Annotated in this window: 20 protein-coding genes and 1 pseudogene; 16 read left to right on the forward strand and 5 right to left on the reverse strand. The window is 72.9% G+C overall.

From position 1 onward, the window contains the following. Positions 1 to 537: 537 nt before the first annotated feature. On the reverse strand, positions 538 to 1,497 hold the full coding sequence (locus IE206_RS03605; protein ID WP_189960388.1) for a TIGR01777 family oxidoreductase: 960 nt from the start codon (positions 1,495 to 1,497) through the stop codon (positions 538 to 540). Between the two features lie 183 nt (positions 1,498 to 1,680). Between IE206_RS03605 and IE206_RS03610 the strand changes: the two genes are divergently transcribed. Together IE206_RS03610 and IE206_RS03615 are read left to right on the forward strand one after the other, a co-directional pair. After that, entirely contained in the window at positions 1,681 to 2,193 is a 513-nt protein-coding gene (locus IE206_RS03610; RefSeq protein ID WP_189960389.1) for a DUF5709 domain-containing protein, read from the forward strand. Between the two features lie 29 nt (positions 2,194 to 2,222). Further along, on the forward strand, positions 2,223 to 2,471 hold the full coding sequence (locus tag IE206_RS03615; RefSeq protein WP_189960390.1) for a type B 50S ribosomal protein L31: 249 nt from the start codon (positions 2,223 to 2,225) through the stop codon (positions 2,469 to 2,471). Between the two features lie 12 nt (positions 2,472 to 2,483). Here IE206_RS03615 and IE206_RS03620 read toward each other — a convergent pair whose 3' ends face one another. Further along, positions 2,484 to 3,026, reverse strand: coding sequence for a SixA phosphatase family protein (locus tag IE206_RS03620; RefSeq protein ID WP_189960391.1), 543 nt, complete (start codon positions 3,024 to 3,026; stop codon positions 2,484 to 2,486). A 176-nt stretch (positions 3,027 to 3,202) separates the two neighbouring features. On the opposite strand from IE206_RS03620, the gene IE206_RS03625 reads away from it, so the two are divergent. The 11 genes from IE206_RS03625 (at position 3,203) to IE206_RS03675 (ending at position 14,643) form a co-directional block, all read left to right on the forward strand. Next, entirely contained in the window at positions 3,203 to 3,583 is a 381-nt protein-coding gene (locus IE206_RS03625; RefSeq protein ID WP_189960392.1) for a hypothetical protein, read from the forward strand. A 222-nt stretch (positions 3,584 to 3,805) separates the two neighbouring features. Further along, a complete protein-coding gene (gene thrS, locus IE206_RS03630) occupies positions 3,806 to 5,044 on the forward strand; it encodes a threonine--tRNA ligase (protein ID WP_189960393.1) in 1,239 nt (412 codons plus the stop codon). 364 nt (positions 5,045 to 5,408) lie between these two features. Beyond that, on the forward strand, positions 5,409 to 6,287 hold the full coding sequence (locus tag IE206_RS03635; protein WP_189960394.1) for a glycerophosphodiester phosphodiesterase: 879 nt from the start codon (positions 5,409 to 5,411) through the stop codon (positions 6,285 to 6,287). Between the two features lie 95 nt (positions 6,288 to 6,382). Then, positions 6,383 to 7,375, forward strand: a complete 993-nt coding sequence (gene dhaK / locus IE206_RS03640) for a dihydroxyacetone kinase subunit DhaK (protein ID WP_189960783.1) — start codon at positions 6,383 to 6,385, stop codon at positions 7,373 to 7,375. Positions 7,376 to 7,397: 22 nt separating this feature from the next. Continuing rightward, positions 7,398 to 7,994 carry a dihydroxyacetone kinase subunit DhaL gene (gene dhaL, locus IE206_RS03645; protein ID WP_189960395.1) on the forward strand — a complete coding sequence of 199 codons (597 nt, stop codon included), beginning with the start codon at positions 7,398 to 7,400 and terminating at the stop codon, positions 7,992 to 7,994. Further along, positions 7,991 to 8,404, forward strand: coding sequence for a PTS-dependent dihydroxyacetone kinase phosphotransferase subunit DhaM (locus tag IE206_RS03650; RefSeq protein ID WP_189960396.1), 414 nt, complete (start codon positions 7,991 to 7,993; stop codon positions 8,402 to 8,404). The genes dhaL and IE206_RS03650 overlap by 4 nt, the downstream gene beginning before the upstream one ends. 161 nt (positions 8,405 to 8,565) lie before the next feature. Continuing rightward, positions 8,566 to 9,357 (forward strand): PIG-L deacetylase family protein, encoded by a 792-nt coding sequence (locus IE206_RS03655; RefSeq protein WP_189960397.1) that lies wholly within the window; start codon positions 8,566 to 8,568, stop codon positions 9,355 to 9,357. A 90-nt stretch (positions 9,358 to 9,447) separates the two neighbouring features. After that, positions 9,448 to 11,469, forward strand: coding sequence for an NADPH-dependent 2,4-dienoyl-CoA reductase (locus tag IE206_RS03660; protein ID WP_189960398.1), 2,022 nt, complete (start codon positions 9,448 to 9,450; stop codon positions 11,467 to 11,469). Positions 11,470 to 11,497: 28 nt separating this feature from the next. Continuing rightward, entirely contained in the window at positions 11,498 to 12,073 is a 576-nt protein-coding gene (locus IE206_RS03665; protein ID WP_189960399.1) for a PadR family transcriptional regulator, read from the forward strand. Positions 12,074 to 12,160: 87 nt separating this feature from the next. Further along, entirely contained in the window at positions 12,161 to 12,595 is a 435-nt protein-coding gene (locus IE206_RS03670) for a MarR family winged helix-turn-helix transcriptional regulator (RefSeq protein ID WP_226598699.1), read from the forward strand. Between the two features lie 146 nt (positions 12,596 to 12,741). Then, positions 12,742 to 14,643 (forward strand): NAD-binding protein, encoded by a 1,902-nt coding sequence (locus tag IE206_RS03675; RefSeq protein ID WP_189960785.1) that lies wholly within the window; start codon positions 12,742 to 12,744, stop codon positions 14,641 to 14,643. Positions 14,644 to 14,650: 7 nt separating this feature from the next. On the opposite strand, the gene lysA is transcribed toward IE206_RS03675, so the two are convergent. After that, positions 14,651 to 15,985, reverse strand: a complete 1,335-nt coding sequence (gene lysA / locus IE206_RS03680; RefSeq protein WP_189960400.1) for a diaminopimelate decarboxylase — start codon at positions 15,983 to 15,985, stop codon at positions 14,651 to 14,653. Positions 15,986 to 16,080: 95 nt separating this feature from the next. Beyond that, positions 16,081 to 16,233: pseudogene (locus tag IE206_RS03685) on the reverse strand (SAV_915 family protein); the annotation flags it as partial. Between the two features lie 273 nt (positions 16,234 to 16,506). On the opposite strand from IE206_RS03685, the gene IE206_RS03690 reads away from it, so the two are divergent. The 3 genes from IE206_RS03690 (at position 16,507) to IE206_RS03700 (ending at position 18,458) form a co-directional block, all read left to right on the forward strand. Beyond that, positions 16,507 to 17,070 carry a universal stress protein gene (locus IE206_RS03690; protein WP_226598701.1) on the forward strand — a complete coding sequence of 188 codons (564 nt, stop codon included), beginning with the start codon at positions 16,507 to 16,509 and terminating at the stop codon, positions 17,068 to 17,070. A gap of 115 nt (positions 17,071 to 17,185) precedes the next feature. Further along, positions 17,186 to 17,962 carry a GNAT family N-acetyltransferase gene (locus tag IE206_RS03695; RefSeq protein WP_189960402.1) on the forward strand — a complete coding sequence of 259 codons (777 nt, stop codon included), beginning with the start codon at positions 17,186 to 17,188 and terminating at the stop codon, positions 17,960 to 17,962. 91 nt (positions 17,963 to 18,053) lie between these two features. Beyond that, on the forward strand, positions 18,054 to 18,458 hold the full coding sequence (locus IE206_RS03700; protein ID WP_189960403.1) for a VOC family protein: 405 nt from the start codon (positions 18,054 to 18,056) through the stop codon (positions 18,456 to 18,458). A gap of 9 nt (positions 18,459 to 18,467) precedes the next feature. Here the strand turns inward: IE206_RS03700 and IE206_RS03705 are convergent, their stop codons facing one another. Further along, entirely contained in the window at positions 18,468 to 18,944 is a 477-nt protein-coding gene (locus IE206_RS03705; RefSeq protein WP_189960404.1) for a DUF6328 family protein, read from the reverse strand. Positions 18,945 to 18,999: the final 55 nt, after the last annotated feature.

Below are 18,999 nucleotides of genomic sequence, written 5' to 3' on the forward strand. Positions count from 1 at the left end.
TACAACTTCAATGAGTTGTACTATACAAGCATTCCCTCGAGGAAGCCACCCCGATCGCGACCGGGGCCCGGCCGTGGCCCTGCCGGCGGTGGGTGCGGTGATCTGGCCGGCGCTCCTGATGGCGGTCGTACGCCACGGGCAGCGGCGGATGCGCAGGAGTGGCCTTCCTGGTGTGTGTAGCGACCCAGGGGCCGGCGGTCCTTGCCGCCACGCTGTCGCCGGCGGGCGCGGGCGAATGACGGGCCGCGCCGGTCGCGCTGGGGCTCGGCCTTTCCCTCTACGCCGGGGCGCCGGTCCGGTTCGGCTTCCGGCAGGTACGGGACGGGTCAGCCGAGTGCCGGGCGGGACGGGCCGAGCGGCCGGCGGGAGTCCGGTGCGCCGTCGGTGCGGCGAAGAACGATCCCGCACAAGGGGCGCGGGGCTGCGACATGCGCGGCTCCGCCGCGATGGGGATCCCCCCGTTCGAGCGGAGCCGAGAACTTGGGGGAGCGACCAGCCACGACGAGCCCGCAGTCGAAAACCGGCGCCCCCGCGGAGCTATTGGCCGGCACCGCGGCGCGTGGCCCGCACCCGCCGCACCAGATCCAATGCCGCCCCCTCCCACTCCGCATGCTCAAAGGTGAACCCCGCCTCCAGGAGGCGCCCCGGCACCACCCGCCTGCTCTTCAGCAGCAACTCGGTGTCCGAGCGGAGCGCAAACGCGCCGAGCTCGGCCATCCACTTCGTGGCGGGCAGCCCCACCGGGACGCCCCAGGCGCCGCGCAGGGCACGCATGAAGGCCCGCTGCGGGAGTGGGGCGGGGGCGGCCAGGTTCACGGGGCCGGTGAAGTCGTCGCGCGCGACGAGGAACTCGACCGCCCGCACGAAATCGCGGTCGTGGATCCAGGACACGTACTGCCTGCCGCCCGCGACCGGCCCGCCCAGGCCGAGCCTCGCCATCTTCAGGAGCACGTCGAACACCCCCTCGCGGTCCGGGCTCATCACCATCGCGGAGCGCAGGGCGACCTTGCGGGTGTCCGGCGTCCTGGCCTCTTCCTGGGCCGCCTCCCACGCCTTGGCGATCTCGACGCTGAACCCCCAGTAGCCGGGGACGTCCGGCTCGGCGCCGCCCACGATCCCGGTCGCCTCGTCGTTGGCTGCGTCGAAGCGATGGGCGTACACGGTCGCGGTGCTCATCTGGAGCCACACCTTCGGGGGCCGCGCGGCGGCGCCGATCGCCTCGCCCACGACCTGGGCGGAGCGCACCCGGGAGTCCATCATGGCCCGCAGGTTCGCCTCGGTGTAGCGGCAGCTCACGCTGCGGCCCGCCAAGTTGATCACGACGTCGCTGCCGTCGACGACCTCGGCCCACGCGCCGAGCGTCTCGCCGTCCCAGCCCACCTCGCGCTCGCGGCGCGGCCGACGGGTCAGGACGACGACGTCGTGGCCCGCTGCGGTCAGCGCCCTGTCCAGGATCGCTCCGACCTGGCCGGTTCCGCCGGGAATCACTATCTTCATTGCGCCCCCTCGATATGGGCACGACCCTAGCGCACCGAATTGAACACGTTCAAAGCGGCCTTGTGGTCACCCGGGTGGCTTGCGTGCGGTGGTCAGTAGGAGCCGGGCGGGCCGAGACTGGAAGAGGCTGCCGGATCCGACCGCGCGGCGTGCGAGCCACTGGTCACAACCCAGGAGGTAGCCGTGGTCGACAGTGAGGCGTGGGGGGACGATGTCTATCAGCCCGACGGCTCCGAGGTACAGGACGACCAGGGCCTCCTCAGCGCCGAGGACACGCTCCTCGACGACGGCCCCGCCGACCCCCTCGACGTGGGCTACTCGCCACCGGAACGGCCCTGGGCGGTGGAGCGCGACGGGGTGACGGCGGCCGAGCGGCTGCACGGCGAGAGCCTGGAGCGGCGCCTGGCCGACGAGCTCCCCGAGGTGTCCGACACCGACGGCGACGGCATGGGCGACACCTGGGACACCGACGGCGAGCCGCGCGACATCGAGGTCGGCGGCGCCCGCTCCGGACGCCTCGTGGCCCCCGACGAGGGAGCGCACCCGGACGACGAGACCCGCATGCTCGCCACCGACGTCGGCATCGACGGCGCGGCCTCCTCCGCCGAAGAAGCCGCCATGCACATCGTCGACGAGGACGATCTCGACTACCTCGAAGGCTTCGAGGCCCCCGCCCGCAGCGAATCGGGCGACTAGAGCCCGCCGACCGACACCCCGGAGCCCCCATGCAGCGCGACAAGCAGCCCCCGTACCAGCCCGTCGTCTTCCGCGACAAAGCCGCCGGGTTCGCCTTCCTGACCCGGTCGACCGCGTCGAGCGAGGAGACGATCGACTGGGACGACGGCAACACGTACCCGGTCATCGACGTGGAGATCTCCGCGGAGAGCCACCCCTTCTACACCGGCAAGGCCCGGACGGTGGACACGGAGGGGCGGATCGCCCGCTTCGAGCGCCGTTACGAGGGCAAGGAGTGACCTGACCGGCAGTCAGGACTTCCTGCCGCGCGGGACGGCCACGTCGGTGAGGACGGCCGCGCCCTGCTCCAGGTCCCGCCAGGTGTGGCCGTGCCAGGCGAGGACGGCGACGGCCGACGTGGGGAACTTCGCCCCGAGCCGGTCGAGCGTGTCACCCCGGCCCTCCCCCGCCAGGGTCAGCACCAGTTCCTCGAGCCCGGGATTGTGCCCGATCACCAGCAACTCCCCCACCGCGTCCGGGACTTGATGCACCACGCCGAGCAGCCCGCGCGCATCGGCCGCGTAAAGGCCTGGCTCGTACCGTACGGGCGGCGGGCTGCCCCACTCGGCGACGGCCAGCTCGCAGGTCTGGCGGGCGCGGACCGCGGTCGAGCACAGGACGAGGTCGGGCAGGCAGTCCATGTCGGACAGGAGCCGCCCGGCAGCCGGCGCGTCCCTGCGGCCACGCGCCCCGAGCGGGCGCTCGTGGTCGGCGACGCCGTCGGGCCAGGCCGACTTGGCGTGCCGCAGCGCGATCAGGCGGCGCAGCGGGGCGAATTCGGGGCGGGTCGTCATCGGGTTCCTCCGTAGCGGTCGTCGTGCGGGTCCGGATCTCTGTTCACCACCGTGCGCCCTCGTGTCGCGCCTTCCCCCACCCGGCCCGGGTACCGGAAGATCCACAACGTGCGCCGGAGGCCCCGTTCGCGGCGCGAGCTGCCCTGTAGACCCGTTCCGCACAGGAGGAACCCTCCGTGAAAAGACTTCTGCTCGCCTCGCTGCTGCTCCTGACCACGCTCGCCGCGCCGACGGCCGCCGCCCAGCCGTCGGCGACGGCCCACCGCCGGTCGACCGAGCCGAGCCCCCACGTACGCACGACGCGATGGCAGACGGGCAGCACCTACTACATCGACGGCACCGGCTGGACTCCCCACGCCGTCGTACGCACCTATGTGGAGGGCTGGGAGAGGGCGCCGGCGACCCGCCAGTGGAGCCAGGACACCACGGACGCGAACGGCGCCTTCTCCTTCCAGCGCTACGAGCCGTACAACCCGTACGAACACGGTCTGCTGCACCTGTACATGGTGGACTCCGTGACGGGCCGACGGAACGGGGTGTCGATCCCGCTGCCGTAGCGGCATCGCAAAAGGGGGCGGCATCGAAAAAAGGGGAGGCGTGCGCCTCGCCGGGGCTGTTAGCTTCACCGGCATGAAGAAGCGTGCGGCTGTGCAGTGGACGACGACGCCGGAGAGTGTCCCGGCGCGCTGACAGCTGTGTACGTCAAGAGCCCCGGGGCGAGTGGCCCCGGGGCTTTTCCGTGCGGTCACTCGTCCCACGAAGACCGCGAGGAGCCCCCCATGCACGACCACCGCAAACTCGGCCGCGAACTCGATCTGTTCGACACCGACCCGCTGATGGGGGCCGGACTGCCGTACTGGCTGCCGGACGGCGCGGCCGTGCGGCACGCCTTGGAGGAGTACATCCGCGAGAGCGAGCGGCGGGCCGGATACCGGCACGTGTACTCGCCGGTGCTCGGCAAGCGCGAGCTGTACGAGATCTCCGGGCACTGGTCGCACTACAGCGAGGACATGTTCCCGCCGATGGACCTGGGTGCGGAGCAGGTCGTGCTGCGACCGAGCCTGTGCCCGCACCACGCCCTGATCTACCGCTCACGCGCCCACAGCTACCGCGAACTCCCGCTGCGCATTGCCGAGTTGGGCGGCATGTACCGCTCGGAGCTCTCCGGCGTGCTCGGCGGCCTGACCCGGGTGCGGGCGATCCACCTGAACGACGCGCACATCTTCTGCACCCTGGAGCAGGCCGCCGAGGAGGCGCGCGCCGCGCTCGACCTGATCGGCCGCGCATACGCGGCGCTGGGCATCCGCCCGGCCCGCTACCGGCTCTCGCTGCCCGGCTCGGGCGGCAAGTACGTGGCGGATCCCGGCATGTGGGAGCGGGCCGCCGCCCTGCTCACCGAGGTGCTCGACGCCAGTGGGGTGCCGTACGAGTCCGTCGAGGGCGAGGCCGCGTTCTACGGCCCGAAGATCGATGTGCAGATCGCCGACGCGGCGGGCCGCGAGGCCACCCTGTCCACCGTGCAGGTCGACTTCCACCAGCCCGAACGGTTCGATCTGCACTACATCGGGCCGGACGGCGCCAAGAGGCGGCCGGTGATGGTCCACCGCAGCGTCATCGGCAGCATGGAGCGGGCCGTCGCCCATCTCATCGAGCTGCACGGCGGCGCCTTCCCTGCCTGGCTGGCGCCCGTCCAGCTGGTCGTGGTGCCCCTCTCCGACGCGGAGGTGGGCCGGGCCGCCGAACTCGTCGAGCGGGCCGTCGCCGACGGCCTGCGGGCCGAGCTCGCCGGACCGGAGCAGGGCTCCCTGGGCGCCCGGATCCGGGCCGCCCGGCTCGTCCCGTACCAGGCGGTGATCGGCGCCCGGGAGGCCGCGTCCGGCGAGGTCGCCCTGCGGCTGCGCGACGGCCGCCGCCCGGACGCCCTTCCGGCCGCGGAACTTCTGCGACGCGTCGGCGCCCTGGTGGCGGCGCGGAGCCTCCAACTCTGGGAGCAGGAGGGCGAGTTGACCATCGACTGAGGCCGGTGGTACGCAGCTGGATCCCCTTGGCGTACGGGGAGTTCCCGTCCGGGCCGTATGCGGTGAGGTGCGCCTGCCGGTCGGCGAGCGCGCCGTCGGTGTCGCCGTGTGGCATCTCCCGGCATCCGGGGCCGCCCGCGATCACCCCGCCGGGGCTCTCGCCCTCCCCTGCGCGCGGCGGGCCGTGCCGTTCGGCGGCGGTCCGGTCAGGTGCTCGCACTTGGGCCTCCTGGTCGAACGGAAGCCACCCGCACCGGGGAACACGTCTCCGTTCTTGGTCACCTCCTCATGGCAACGCGGCTGCGGAGGCCGGCGGGCTGGCACCCTCGGCGGACAGTGATCCGAGCCGTCGTGAGGAATGCGCATGCAGCACCGCACCGCTGTGTCCACCGTCGTCAGCGCGCTCTGCGGGGTCCTCGCCCTCGCCCTGCCCTCCCAGGCCGCGTCGGCCGACCCGGCAGGGCACATCACCGTCTTCGGGCACCGGGGGGCTTCGGCCTACGCCCCGGAGAACACCCTCAGCTCCGTCCAGGAGGCCGCCGACCTCGGCGTCGACTGGGTGGAGAACGACGTCCAGCGCACCCGCGACGGCGCGCTCGTCGTCATCCACGACACGACGCTGGCCCGTACCACCAACGTCAGGCAGCGCTACCCCGACCGGGCACCGTGGTCGGTGAGCTCGTTCTCGCTCGCCGAGATCAAGCAGCTCGACGCGGGCAGCTGGTTCGGCCCGGACTTCCGGGGCGAGCGCGTCCCCACCCTGATGGAGTACCTGGACCTGCTCGACGACACCGGCCAGGGCCTCCTGCTCGAACTGAAGCAGCCCGAGCTGTACCCGGGCATCGAGCGCCAGACCTTGGAGGTCCTGGACCGGGCCGACTGGCTCGACCTGCCGCACCTCTCTCAGCGCCTGGTCGTGCAGAGCTTCAGCGCCCCCGCTCTGCGCACCACGCATCGGCTGCGCCCGGAGGTCCACACCGGCTTCCTCGGCAGTCCGCCGGTCTCCCAGCTCAAGCAGTACGCCGCCTTCACCGACGAGATCAACGCCGAGCAGCACACGGTGACTTCGGCGTACGTCAAGGCGGTGCACGGGACGAAGGGGGCCCACCAGACGCCGATGCGCTTCAACACCTGGACCGTCGACAACGCGCCCGCCGCCACCAGGCTCATGAAGATGGGGGTCGACGGCATCATCACCGACCGCCCGGACCTCATCGAGAGCACGGCGCGCCAGGGCGCGTAACAGCCGGCCCGATGGCACGTCCTTTCCCGTGACCGGCGGGCATCGCGTGATACTGGGGGCCGTCACACTCCGCACGCCTCGCCCTGGAGGTCATGGTGAACATGCTCATCAACGTGCCCGAGACCGTCGTAGCGGATGCGCTGCGCGGCATCGCCGCCGCGCATCCCGCGCTCACGGTCGACGTCGAGAACCGGGTGGTGCTGCGGCGTGACGCACCCGTGGCCGGGCAGGTGGGCCTCGTCTCGGGCGGCGGATCCGGGCACGAGCCGCTGCACGCGGGATTCGTGGGTCCTGGCATGCTGTCGGCCGCATGCCCCGGGGAAGTGTTCACGTCGCCCGTGCCGGATCAGATGGTGCGGGCCGCGGCGGCCGTGGACGGCGGCGCCGGGGTGCTGTTCGTCGTCAAGAACTACACCGGCGACGTACTCAACTTCGACATGGCGGCCGAGCTCGCCGAGGACGAGGGCGTGACGATCGCCAAGGTCCTCGTGGACGACGACGTCGCGGTGACCGACAGCCTGTACACGGCGGGGCGGCGCGGCACCGGCGCGACGCTGTTCGTCGAGAAGATCGCCGGGGCGGCCGCGGCGGAGGGGCAGACCTTGGAGCGGGTCGAGGCGATCGCCCGGCAGGTGAACGGGAGCGCGCGCAGTTTCGGGGTGGCCCTGACCGCCTGTTCCACCCCGGCCAAGGGCAGCCCGACCTTCGAACTCCCGCCGGGTGAGCTGGAGTTGGGCGTCGGCATCCACGGCGAGCCGGGGCGCGAGCGGCGCGCGATGATGACCTCGCGGGAGATCGCGGACTACGCCGTGGACGTCGTCCTGGAGGACCTGCGGCCGACGAGCCCCGTCCTGCTCCTCGTCAACGGAATGGGCGCCACTCCCCTGCTCGAACTGTACGGATTCAACGCCGAGGTGCACCGGGTGCTCGCCGAGCGGGGCGTGCCGGTGGCCCGTACCCTCGTGGGGAACTATGTGACCTCGCTCGACATGGCGGGCTGTTCGGTGACGCTCTGTCAGGTCGACGAGGAGCTGCTGCGATTGTGGGACGCCCCGGTCGACACGGCCGCGCTGCGGTGGGGTTGCTGAGCCGATGTCCGAAGGAGTGCCCGTGCTCGACGCCGCGTTCATGCGCCGCTGGATGACCGCCACCGCCGCCGCGGTGGACCGGGAGGCGGCCCGGCTGACCGATCTGGACTCGGCGATCGGCGACGCCGACCACGGGGCGAATCTGCAGCGCGGCTTCACCGCCGTGACGGCGCTGCTCGACAAGGAGGCGCCCGCCACGCCGGGAGCCGTGCTCGCCCTCGCCGGGCGGCAGTTGATTTCCACCGTCGGGGGCGCTTCGGGCCCGCTGTACGGAACGCTGCTTCGGCGTACGGGCAAGTCGCTCGGGGAAGCCGCCGAGGTCACCAGGGAGCAGCTGGCCGAGGCGCTCGGCGCCGGGGTCGCGGCGGTCGCGCAGCTGGGCGGGGCGGCGGCCGGGGACAAGACGATGCTGGACGCGCTGCTGCCCGCGGTCGAGGCGCTCGGCGAGTCCTTCGCGGCGGCGGCCGAGGCGGCCGACGCCGGGGCGCTCGCAACCGTACCGATGCTGGCCCGCAAGGGGCGGGCCAGCTATCTCGGGGAGCGGTCGGTGGGCCATCAGGATCCGGGGGCCACATCGTCGGCGCTGCTGATCGGCGCGCTGGTGGAGGCCGCCGCGTGAGCGGGCCGGACCCGCTGGTCGGGGTGGTGCTCGTCTCGCACAGCGCGGCGGTCGCGGCGTCCGTCGCCGAACTGGCCGAGGGCCTCGCGGGCGGCGGCCCCACCGCCCCCGTCGCGCCTGCGGGCGGCCTGCCCGACGGGGGCCTGGGCACCAGCGAGGAACTCATCGTGCGCGCGGCCGAGTCCGTGGACCGGGGCGCGGGCATCGCCGTCCTGGTGGACCTGGGCAGCGCGGTCCTGACGGTCAAGGCCCTGCTGGCCGAGGGCGACGAACTCCCGCCCGGGACACGGCTGCTGGACGCACCGTTCGTGGAGGGAGCGGTGGCCGCGGTGGTCAGCGCGTCGGCGGGAGCGGACCTGGACGCGGTGGAGGCGGCGGCCACGGAGGCGTACGACTACCGGAAGGTGTGAGGGCGGAAGGGGGGCGGGCCCGACGGGGTGCGCTCCCCGGCCGGGCGCGGAAGGGGCCGCCCTCACCCGGCCGCCCCCGGCCCCGGACGATCGGGCGGCCGGGCCCGACCGGGCATGCCGTCCGGCTGTCGCACGTACTCGCCCGGCGCCATGATGAGGACATGAGTGCCTTCAACGACTTGGGCGGTACCGGTGGGCCGCCGCTTGCCCCGCTGCCGGAGGACTGGGTCCGCGCGCTGGCCGTGGCGGCGCATCCGGACGACATCGAGTACGGCACCGCGTCGGCGGTGGCGCGCTGGACCGCGCAGGGCAAACAGGTCGGCTACCTCCTGGCGACGCGCGGGGAGGCGGGGATCGACGGGATGCATCCGGACCGGGCCGCGCCGCTGCGCGAGGCCGAGGAGCGGGCCGGGGCGCGCGAGGTCGGGGTCAGCGATGTGGAGTTCCTCGACCACCGGGACGGGGTGGTGGAGTACGGGATCGCGCTGCGGCGCGACATCACGCGGGCCATCCGCAGGTTCCGGCCGGACGTGATCGTCACGGGCGCGTACACGATCCGGATGGTCGGCGGGCTGGTCAACCAGGCCGACCACCGGGCGGTCGGGCTGGCGGCGCTGGATGCGGCGCGGGACGCCGGGAACCGGTGGATCTTCCCGGAGCTGGCCGAGGAGGGCCTCGAACCGTGGTCCGGGGTGCGTTTCGTCGCGTTCGCGGGCGCGGAGCGGCCCACGCACGGGGTGGAGGTGACCGGCAACCCGCTGGAGCGGGGCATCGCCTCCCTCGCGGCGCACGCCGAGTACACCAAGGGGCTCGGCACGGACGCCGACGCCTTCGCGCCACGCCCCTTCCTGACCTGGATCGCCCGCTCGGCGGGCCCGGCCCTGGGCGTGGAGGCCGCCGTGCTCTTCGACGTGCACCAGCTGGCCCCCGAGGGGCCGCCGCCCTGGGTGTGAGCGCCACCTCAGTGTTATGCAACTTGTTGCATAACCCGGGTCCGCTGGTCTACAACTGGAGGCGACGACACCCCACCCGGAGGCGCCCCCATGACCGCGTACCCCCATCTGCTGAGCCCCCTCGACCTCGGGTTCACCACCCTGCCCAACCGGGTGCTGATGGGCTCGATGCACATCGGCCTCGAAGAGGCCGAGAACGGCTTCGAGCGGATGGCCGCGTTCTACGCCGAGCGGGCCCGCGGCGGGGTCGGCCTCATGGTCACCGGCGGCATCGCGCCCAACGACGCGGGCCGGCCCTACCCGGGCGGCGCAAAGCTGACCAACGAGGCGGAGGCCGCCCAGCACCGGACCGTCACCGACGCGGTGCACCGCGAGGGCGGCCGGATCGCGATGCAGATCCTGCACTTCGGCCGGTACGCCTACCACCAGGACCTGGTCGCGCCGAGCGCACTCCAGGCGCCGATCAGCCCGTTCGTGCCGAACGAGCTGAGCGACGACCAGGTCGAGCAGACCGTCGAGGACTTCGTGCGGGCGGCCGAGCTCGCGAAGTCGGCCGGGTACGACGGCGTCGAGATCATGGGCTCCGAGGGCTACCTGATCAACGAGTTCATTGCGGGCGCCACCAACCGGCGCACCGACCGCTGGGGCGGCTCGTACGAGAACCGGATGCGTTTCCCGGTCGAGATCGTGCGCCGCACGCGCGAGCGCCTGGGCGCCGACTTCATCCTCATCTACCGGCTCTCCATGCTGGACCTGGTGCCCGGCGGCTCGACGCTGGAGGAGGTCATCACCCTCGCGCGGGCCATCGAGGCGGCCGGGGCGACGATCATCAACACGGGCATCGGCTGGCACGAGGCACGCATCCCGACCATCGCCACCTCGGTGCCCCGCGGCGCGTACACCTGGGTGACGAAGAAGCTCATGGGATTGGTGTCGATCCCGCTGATCACCAGCAACCGCATCAACACCCCCGAGGTCGCCGAGCAGCTGCTCGCCGAGGGGCGGGCGGACATGGTGTCGATGGCGCGGCCCTTCCTCGCCGACCCGGAGTTCGTCGCCAAGGCAAGCGCGGGCCGTGCCGAGACCATCAACACCTGCATCGGCTGCAACCAGGCGTGCCTCGACCACACCTTCAGCGGGAAGATCACCTCCTGCCTGGTCAACCCGCGCGCCTGCCACGAGACCGAGCTGGTCCTGTCCCCCACCAAGCTGCGCAAGCGCCTCGCCGTGGTCGGCGCGGGCCCGGCCGGGCTCGCCTTCGCCGTCTCGGCCGCCGGGCGTGGGCACGCCGTCACCCTCTTCGACGCCTCCGACCGGATCGGCGGCCAGCTGAACATCGCCAAGCGCGTCCCCGGCAAGGAGGAGTTCGACGAGACGCTGCGCTACTTCCGTACGCAGCTCGAACTGCACGACGTGGACGTCAGGTTGAACACCGAGGTGAACGCGGGGGACCTCGACGACGGCTCGTACGACGAGATCGTGATCGCGACCGGTGTCACCCCCCGCACCCCCGAGATCCCGGGCTCGGACCACCCGAGTGTCGTCAGCTATCTCGACGTGCTGCGCGACGGCGCGCCGGTCGGCGAGCGGGTCGCGGTCGTCGGCGCGGGCGGCATCGGCTTCGACGTCGCCGAGTTCCTCACCGACGGGGGCGACGCGGCCAGCCTGGACGCCGAGACGTACTTCCGGCAGTGGGGCGTCGACACCACGTACGGCGAGCGCGGGGGGCTGCGCAAGGCCGAGCGGCCCAAGCCGCCGCGCCAGGTGCACCTGCTCCAGCGCAAGACGACGAAGGTCGGCGCGGGGCTCGGCAAGACGACGGGCTGGATCCACCGCACCGAGCTCAAGCACCGTGGCGTGACCATGGTCCCGGGCGTGCGCTACGACCGGATCGACGACGCGGGCCTGCACATCACCGTGGACGGCGAGTCCACCGTGCTGCCCGTCGACACCGTCGTGCTGTGCGCGGGCCAGGAGTCGCGGCGCGGCCTGTACGAGGAGCTCAGCGCGGCCGGGGCGACGGTGCACCTGATCGGCGGCGCCGACGTGGCCGCCGAGCTGGACGCCAAGCGCGCCATCGACCAGGGCACCCGGCTGGCCGCGACGCTCTGAGGCCGTCGGCCGAACCTAGGATGCGGTCATGTCTCTCCCGCACGCGATCCTGACCGCATTGCTCGAAAAGCCCTCATCGGGACTTGAGCTGACGCGCCGCTTCGACAAGTCGATCGGCTACTTCTGGTCGGCCACGCATCAGCAGATCTATCGCGAGCTGGGAAAGCTGGAGCAGTCCGGGTTCATCCGCGCGCTGCCGTCCGCCGCCCCGGCCCGCGGGCAGAAGAAGGAGTACGAGGTGCTGCCCGCGGGCCGGGCCGAACTCGCCCAGTGGGCGGCGGCCGGCCAGGACCCCAAGCCGATGCGGGACCCGCTGCTGCTGCGGATGCGGGCGGCGGCGGTGATCGGCACGGGCGGCCTCCGGGCAGAGCTGGAGCGCCATCTCGCGCTGCACCAAGGCCAGTTGACGAAGTATCACGGGATCGAGACGAAGGACTTTCCGCCGGAGCGGGACAGCGAGCAGGACCGGCTGCGGCATCTGGTGCTGCGCGGCGGCATCGAGCTGGAGACGTTCTGGATCGGCTGGCTGACCGAGGCACTCGCCACCCTGGGCGAGGAGCCGTTGGATGAGGCGCCCCCGCGAGAGGGGCGGCCCGAGAAGTGAGGCGAGGCATCCGGCGCGGCGCCGTTCCCCGCACTCATCGCGGCGTTGTATTCTACAACCCACCCGTGAGACGAAAGGGGATCAGTCGTGCTCAGCCGAGACCAGTCGGTCATCACCATCCAGCGTGAGCTGACCGCGTTCGCCCGGCGCGCCCGGGCCGCGGCCGCCCGGATGCACCCGGAGCTCTCGCTCGTCTCGTTCACCCTGCTCTCCCATCTGGAGGACCAGCAGGGCTGCCGGGCGACCGATCTGGCCGCCTACTACATGCTCGACAAGTCGACGATCAGCCGCCAGATCGCGGGGCTCGAAAAGCTCGGCTTCGTCGAGCGCATCAGCGACCCCGACGACCACCGCATCCAGGTGCTCCAGCTGACCGCGGCGGGCACCGCCAAGCTCGCGGAGGCGGCGGAATTGCGCCGCCAGGCCTTCCACGAACGGCTCGCCGACTGGGCGCCGCAGGACCTGGACCGGTTCGCCGAGTATCTGCTGCGCTACAACAGCCTGGCCGAAAGCGGCCGTTGAGGCCTGCTGAAACCCGGGGCCGACCGTCGACCCGCCCGGGCGGCCGTCGACGCCGCACCACCTGATGGGGCAAGGTCTGGGGTGTGCCTTCACTTCCTCAGCAGCCGCTCCCGTCCCAGCCCTGGGCGGGGCCGCCCGTCGGACACATGGTCGTCAGCGGGGACGACGCGCTCGCCCACCGGCTCGCCGCCGAACTGCGCGAGGTGTACGGGGAGCGGGTGATCCTCGTCGTGCCGCCGGATAACGGGACCCGCTCGGCCCGGCTCCCCGCGGGTGGCAGGGCCAGAGCCTCGGCTCTGTTCGGCCGCATGTCGTCCGCGATGCTCCGCGCCCCCGTGCCCGGCTCCGACCGGGCGGGCGACTCCCGGCTCGTCGAGGCGGTCGAGCCGAACGACGGGGCACTTCTCGAAGCCGGCATCGAGGGGGCCGCGGCGCTCGCGCTGGTGCACGGCGACGACGAGACGAACATCCGGGCCGCCCTGATCGCCCGGCGTCTGAACCCGCGCGTCCGGCTCGTCATCCGGCTCTACAACCGCAAACTCGGCCAGTACCTCCAGGAGTTGCTCGACCAGGCCGCCGCCCTCGCGGCCCCCGATCCCGGCGCGGCCGCGTCCGAGGCCTCCACCACCGTCCTGTCCGACGCCGACACCGCGGCGCCCGCGCTCGCCGCGACCGCCCTCGCGGGCACCACCAAGGTCGTGCACGCCGACGGGGTGCTGCTGCGGGCCGGACAGCGCCCGCCGCCGCGCCGCGGCGAGGTCACCGACCCCGGCCTGTGCACGCTGGCCCTGCTCTCCTCGACCACCAACGACCCGGCGGGCGCGGAGGGTTCGGACCGCAGCGGCTCCGAAGGGCCCCGCCTGCTGCCGGACGAGCGGTCGATGGACGAGGCCGACCGGCGCGGCCGGGTCGTCCTGGAGACCGTCACCTACACCGGCCCCGCACAGCCGCCGGGCCGCCTCACCGATCTCGGCGCGCCCCTTGGCCGACTGTTCTCGCGACGGCTTCGCTGGTCGCTCGCCGGGATCGTCGCCTCCGTGGTCGCGCTCGCCATCGCGACCTGGCTCACCACCGGCGACGATCCGCTGCACGCCGCCTATCTGACCCTGCTCGACATCTTCGCCATCGACGATCCGGCCATCGACCAGCCCGTGGGCCGCCAGATCCTCCAACTCCTGTCCGGGCTGACGGGGTTGCTGTTGCTGCCGGTTCTGATCGCCGCCGTCCTGGAAGGACTCGGCACCTTCCGCAGCGCCTCCGCGCTGCCCCGCCCGTCGCGCGGCCTGTCCGGGCACGTGGTGCTGCTCGGCATGGGCAAGATCGGCGCCCGGGTCCTGGTGCGCCTGCGCGAGCTCGACATTCCCGTGGTGTGCGTGGAGTCCGACCCGGAGGCCCGCGGCATCGCGCTCGCCCGGCGCCTGAGGGTGCCCACCGTCATCGGCGACGTCACCCAGGAGGGCATCCTGGAGTCGGCCCGTGTCCACCGGGCGCACGCCCTGCTCGCGCTGACCAGTTCGGACACCACCAACCTCGAAGCGGCCCTGTACGCCCGCTCGGTGAAGCCCGACCTACGGGTCGTGATGCGGCTGTACGACGACGACTTCGCGACCGCCGTCTACCGCACGCTGCGCGCCGCCCACCCGCAGGCCATGACCCGCAGCCGCAGCGTCTCGCACCTGGCGGCGCCCGCCTTCGCCGGGGCCATGATGGGCCGTCAGATCCTGGGCGCCATACCGGTCGAGCGCAAGGTGCTGCTGTTCGCGGCCGTCGATGTGGCGGGCCATCCGCAACTGGAGGGCCGTACCGCCGAGGAGGCGTTCCGCGAGGGCGCCTGGCGGGTGCTCGCGCTCGACACGTCCTCGCCCGCCGACCGCGTGCCCGACCTGGGCGCCGCCCGCCGCCGGGGCGGGGGCGCCCCGGGCGACCTGGTGTGGCAGCTGCCGCCCGGCTACGTACTGCGGCCCGAGGACCGGATCGTGCTCGCGGCGACCCGGCGGGGCCTGGCCGAACTCCTCGGCCGCCGCCCCTCCTCGCGGGTGGCTCCGTGAGGGCGGCTCACAACCCGACGTCGCGGCTGCGGAAGTCCTCCAGGCACTCGCGGCGCATCAGGAGCCGGGCGTGCCCGTCGGCGACGGCGACCACCGGCGGGCGGCCCACCATGTTGTAGCCGGACGCCATGGACAGCTGGTAGGCGCCCGCCACCGGCACCGCGAGCAGGTCGCCGGGGTGGATGTCGCCCGGCAGGTCCACCGCGGAGGCCAGGACGTCGCCCGCCTCGCAGTGCCGGCCGACCACGGTCGCCTTGCAGGACTGGGCCGTCGAGGCCCGCCCGATCAGCCGGGGCGCGTAGCGCACTCCGTACAGGGCGGGCCGCGGGTTGTCGCTCATGCCGCCGTCGACGGCGACGAACAGGTTGTCGCCGGTGCGTTTGACGGCGAGAACGCGGTAGAGGGCGACGCCCGCGGGGCCGACGACCGCGCGGCCCGGTTCGACGAGCAGGCGGGGCACGGTGAGCCCGGCCGCCGCGCAGCTCTCGGCGAGCTCGGCGCGCATCCGGCGAGCCAGCGTCGTGATGTCGAGCCCGTCCTCGCCGGGCCGGTAGGCGACGCCGTGTCCGCCGCCCATGTCGAGCTCGGGCAGTTCGACCCCGTGGGTCTCACGGATGCGGGCCATCAGGCCGACCATGCGGCGCACCGCCGACAGATAGGGCTTGACGGTGGTGATCTGTGAGCCCAAGTGGCAGTGCAGACCGGCCAGTTCGAGCTGGGGCTGGCCGAGGATGCGGGCGATGACGTGCTGGGCGTGGCCGTCGGTGAGGGAGAGGCCGAACTTCTGGTCGTCCGTACCCGTACGGATCTTGTCGTGGCCGCCCGCGCTGATCCCGGGCACGACCCGGACCATCACCTTCTGGTGGCCGTGCGGCCCGACGGCCGCGGCGAGCCGGGCGATCTCGGACGGGCTGTCGATGACGATGCGTCCGACGCCGAGGCGCAGCGCGGCCTCGATGTCGTGCGGGGACTTGGCGTTGCCGTGCAGCACGATCCGTTCGGCCGGGAACCCTGCGGTGACGGCCAGTTCGAGCTCGCCGGCCGAGCACACGTCGAGGCCGAGTCCCTCCTCCTCGACCCAGTGGGCCATGGCCCGGCACAGGAACGCCTTGGCCGCGTAGAGGACTTCGGCCTCGGGGAAGGCGCTGCGATAGGTGCGGCAGCGCTCGCGCACCTCGCCCTCGTCGAGGACGTAGACGGGGGTGCCGAAGCGTTCGGCGATCTCGGTGAGCGGTACGGCGCCCACCGCGAGGCCGCCGTGGCCGACCCGGGCGGTCGAGGCGGGCCACACCGACAGGTCGTCCGCGGGTGTCAGGCCGGTCGGCATGTTCATGATGGTCATGGGCTACGTACTCCTTCTCAGCCGATCCACAGGGCGAGCGCGTCGGCGACGACGGCGGCTCCGGTCACGCTCACATCGCGGACCCTCCAGGACCGGGTGGTGAATCCGACGGCGGTGCGGTCGCCGAGCGGGGTGCGGAACCTCCGGGCCGCACACCCCGCGGGCCCCGGCCGGACGGGTACGAAGAGCGGTCCGGCCGGGGTGCGTTCGCAGGGCTCCGGATCGTCGCCGCGATCGGTCTTTGCCATGGGATTCCTCCTGGAGGATCCTCGCGGTGGTCGATGCGGCCCCGGCACGGGGAGGCGGGCCGGGGCACGTCGGCGACGCTACGCCCGTGGGGAGCGGCCGGCCGGAGCCCTGACGCGATGCTGACGGCCAGGGGGCGTGTGCTGACGCGATGCTGACGCGGCGCCGAGCCCGGCGTCATGAGCCCGTCAGGGTCTCCCGATCCCTCGTCAGGAAAGCGCCAACGCCCCCTGCGATCGGGCGTCCAGGGGCTTTGCTCGACGGATGCTCTGCAGATGAGCGGAAGGCGATACGAGTACGAGGTGGACGTCATGGACCGGGCCGGTGGGCGACGGGTGGTGGCCGGGGTCAGCGGCTCGCTGGGCAGTCTGACGGCGCTGCACCGCGCGGCGCGGGAGGCCGAGCTCGGCGGGGGCACGCTGACGGCGGTCCTCGCCTGGTCGCCGCCCGGCGGCGAACTCGGCCACCGGGGCTCGCCCGATCCCGGGCTGCTGGCCGAGTGCCGCGAGGTGGCGGGCCAACAGCTCGTCCAGGCCCTCGACACGGCCTTCGGCCCGGCCGGCCCGCCGGTGCCGCTCGAAGCGATGGTGGTACGGGGCACGCCGGGCGCCGTTCTGGTGGAGGCGGCGCAGGAGCCCGAGCACCTCCTGGTCCTGGGCACCGGCACCCGCGGCCTGCTTCGCCGCGCGCTGCGCCCGTCGGTCGCCCGCTACTGCCTGGCCCACGCCACCTGCCCGGTCCTCGCCGTGCCGCCGTCCCCCTTGGAGCACGAACTGGCGGCCGTGCACCGGCTCGTCGCCTGGCGACGGCCGCTGGACACCAGGGAGCTGGCGGAGTGAACCGCGCCGCTCGGCGGTCCGTCGTGGACGGTCGCGTCCTCATGGCGTCGGGACAGGCCCGCCCCGCTCCCCTCCGGCCACCAGGCCCGACCCCCACCTCCGAAGGGAGCCCGTCGTGATCGAACTCCGTCCGCACCAACTCACCGCCCACACCCGCTGGTTGTGCGCCGCCGAGCCTGGGCCCGCGGCCCTGGCCGAGCACGTACTGACCACCGGGAACGGACACGGGTGGGCAGACCGCGCCGTACAGCCGCGCACGATCGCCCTCGACTGCGCGGGCCATGTGCTGCTGCGCGGCGACCCGGGGGCGCTGGATCCGGCGGGCCTCGCACCGCTCGCGCACCGCTGCATCGAAGCGCCCGGCCGCTTCCTGCCGGTCCTCGGCGCCTCCTTCGACCGGGTCGTGCCGTGGGAGCGCATGGTGTACGTGCAGCGGGAGCGGGCCACTGCCCCGCCGCCCCCGCGCGGCGTGACGATCCGTCAGCTGACCTCGGCCGATGCACCCGCGCTCGTAAGACTGTCTCCCGACTCTGCCTGGATTCATGCCAGTTGGGGCGGTCCGTCGAGGCTCGGCCGTTCCGGCCACGCCTGGGGCGCCTTCCACCAAGGGGCCCTACTCGCCGTCGCCTGCACCTACTTCCGGGGCGGCACGTACGAGGACATCGCAGTGGTCACCGCCCCCGGCCGGCGCCGCCGGCAGCTCGCGCTGGGCTGCGTGGTCGCGTTGAGCCGCGACATCTCGGCGCGCGGCCGCACCGCGAGCTGGACCTGCTCCCGCCACAACCGGGCGAGCCGGCTGCTCGCCTGGACGGCGGGGTTCCGGCTGGTGCGCGAGTACGTCCACTACGCGACGGGGTCCCCTGCCGTACGGGTGGCCCGCATGCCCGCCTGACCGGGTTGCGCCCGTGGGCCCGCACCCCCGGCAAGGGGCCGGGTGGCTCCGACTCGCGTTAGGCGCGGCACCCCGCGGGCACTCGGCCCGCATGAGTGTTTCCAAGACCAGCATCCTCGTTCTGGACTGTGCCGAGCCCGTCGAACTGGCCGAGTTCTACGCCAAGTTGCTCGGCGGCGAGACCCGCACCGCCTGCGACCCGGACTTCGTCGAGGTCGTCGGCGGTGACGGGGTCCATCTCGCGATCCGCCGTGACCACGGGTATGCGCCGCCCAGCTGGCCGCGCCCCGACGACTCCCAGCAGGCGCACCTGAGGATCGTCGTGGCGTACGGCGACATGGACGCCGCCGAGCGCGAGGCCATCACCCTCGGGGCGATGCCCGTCGACACCAAGGACAACAACGGGCCGCGCGACGAGCGCGTCTATGCCGACCCGGCGGGACACTCCTTCACGCTCGCCGTCTGGGCCAAGCGCTCCGAGCAGGAGGACACCTAGGAGAGGCGGTCAGGACTGGTCGTGGTGGCGCCTGCGGGCCAGGCCCGGCAGCACGAACCAGCAGCACACGTACCAGCAGACGACGCCCGCGACCAGCCAGGGCGCCAGAGCGCTGTGCAGGGCGACGCGCAGGATGAGGAGCAGGGAGCTCGCCACCGTGCACAGGAGCAGCACCAGACCGACGACGGTGAGCCGCGAGGCCCAGGTCACCGTCTGCGGCTTCAGCCGCCGCCCGGCCAGCATCCGGTGGAACGAGACCGGCCCGATGAGCGCGCCGGTCGTCGCCGCGCCGAGGACCACCGTCACCACGTAGATGGCCCGGTCGGTGGCGCCAAGTGTGGTGAACCGGGCCTGGAACACGACCGCGAGCAGGAACCCGAACAGGATCTGCACGCCGGTCTGCGCGACCCTCAGCTCCTGGAGCAGGTCCCCCCATCTGCGGTCGGCACGCTCCTCAGGCGTCTCGTGACGTCCGAAGTCCGTCATGTGCACCACCTCCTCGACTTCCGGATACCCATACATATCAAGGCGAAGCCCACCA

Origin of the sequence: Streptomyces violascens, assembly GCF_014649955.1 — a bacterium.
Lineage (GTDB): Bacteria > Actinomycetota > Actinomycetes > Streptomycetales > Streptomycetaceae > Streptomyces > Streptomyces violascens.

What these genes read in the sequence shown, in the direction of transcription:
- IE206_RS03605 (WP_189960388.1), bottom strand. Translation starts at nt 1,497, where the DNA reads ATGAAGATAGTGATTCCCGGCGGAACCGGCCAGGTCGGAGCGATCCTG.
- IE206_RS03615 (WP_189960390.1), top strand. Translation starts at nt 2,223, where the DNA reads ATGCAGCGCGACAAGCAGCCCCCGTACCAGCCCGTCGTCTTCCGCGAC.
- IE206_RS03620 (WP_189960391.1), bottom strand. Translation starts at nt 3,026, where the DNA reads ATGACGACCCGCCCCGAATTCGCCCCGCTGCGCCGCCTGATCGCGCTG.
- thrS (WP_189960393.1), top strand. Translation starts at nt 3,806, where the DNA reads ATGCACGACCACCGCAAACTCGGCCGCGAACTCGATCTGTTCGACACC.
- IE206_RS03635 (WP_189960394.1), top strand. Translation starts at nt 5,409, where the DNA reads ATGCAGCACCGCACCGCTGTGTCCACCGTCGTCAGCGCGCTCTGCGGG.
- IE206_RS03655 (WP_189960397.1), top strand. Translation starts at nt 8,566, where the DNA reads ATGAGTGCCTTCAACGACTTGGGCGGTACCGGTGGGCCGCCGCTTGCC.
- IE206_RS03660 (WP_189960398.1), top strand. Translation starts at nt 9,448, where the DNA reads ATGACCGCGTACCCCCATCTGCTGAGCCCCCTCGACCTCGGGTTCACC.
- IE206_RS03665 (WP_189960399.1), top strand. Translation starts at nt 11,498, where the DNA reads ATGTCTCTCCCGCACGCGATCCTGACCGCATTGCTCGAAAAGCCCTCA.
- IE206_RS03675 (WP_189960785.1), top strand. Translation starts at nt 12,742, where the DNA reads ATGGTCGTCAGCGGGGACGACGCGCTCGCCCACCGGCTCGCCGCCGAA.
- lysA (WP_189960400.1), bottom strand. Translation starts at nt 15,985, where the DNA reads ATGACCATCATGAACATGCCGACCGGCCTGACACCCGCGGACGACCTG.
- IE206_RS03690 (WP_226598701.1), top strand. Translation starts at nt 16,507, where the DNA reads ATGAGCGGAAGGCGATACGAGTACGAGGTGGACGTCATGGACCGGGCC.
- IE206_RS03700 (WP_189960403.1), top strand. Translation starts at nt 18,054, where the DNA reads ATGAGTGTTTCCAAGACCAGCATCCTCGTTCTGGACTGTGCCGAGCCC.
- IE206_RS03705 (WP_189960404.1), bottom strand. Translation starts at nt 18,944, where the DNA reads ATGACGGACTTCGGACGTCACGAGACGCCTGAGGAGCGTGCCGACCGC.